Origin of the sequence: Streptomyces sp. BE303, from assembly GCF_036290945.1 — a bacterium.
In the GTDB taxonomy this organism is placed as follows: domain Bacteria; phylum Actinomycetota; class Actinomycetes; order Streptomycetales; family Streptomycetaceae; genus Kitasatospora.
Window position 1 is genome coordinate 1 of record NZ_JAQYWZ010000792.1, and the last position, 630, is coordinate 630.

Sequence of the window (630 nt, forward strand, 5' to 3'; positions counted from 1 at the left end):
CCGGTGGTGGCCTCGGCCGGCGGCCGGCGCCTGCGGATCGCCCACACGGTGTCGTTCTCCTTCGACATGTCGTGGGAGGAACTGCTCTGGCTGGTCGAGGGCCACGAGGTGCACGTCCTGGACGAGGCCCTGCGCCGCGACGCCGAGGCCCTCGCGGCCTACTGCGCCGAGCACGCGGTGGACGTCATCAACGTGACGCCGTCGTACGCCCAGGCGCTCGTCGACCGGGGACTCCTGGACGAGGGCCGGCACCGCCCGGTGCTGGTCCTGCTCGGTGGTGAGGCGGTGGCCGAGACCCTCTGGTCGAAGCTGCGCGACACCCCCGGCGTGATGGGCTACAACCTGTACGGCCCGACCGAGTACACCATCAACACCCTGGGCGGCGGCACGCTCGACTCCGCGACCGCCACGGTGGGCCGGCCGATCTGGAACACCGTCGCGCACGTCCTGGACGGCCACCTGCGGCCCGTCCCGGTCGGTGTGCCGGGTGAGCTGTACGTCTCCGGCGTGGGCCTGGCCCGCGGCTACCTGAAGCGCCCCGGTCTGACGGCGGAGCGGTTCGTCGCGGACCCGTTCGGCGAGCCGGGCGGGCGGATGTACCGCACCGGTGACGTGGTGCGCTGGCGGGCC

The 630-nt window shown here is 73.5% G+C and carries 1 protein-coding gene; it reads left to right on the top strand.

What is annotated here, in order from left to right; genetic code table 11:
• Positions 1 to 630: AMP-binding protein (locus PUR56_RS25930; protein ID WP_329950679.1), on the top strand; the 630-nt coding region annotated here is incomplete at both ends.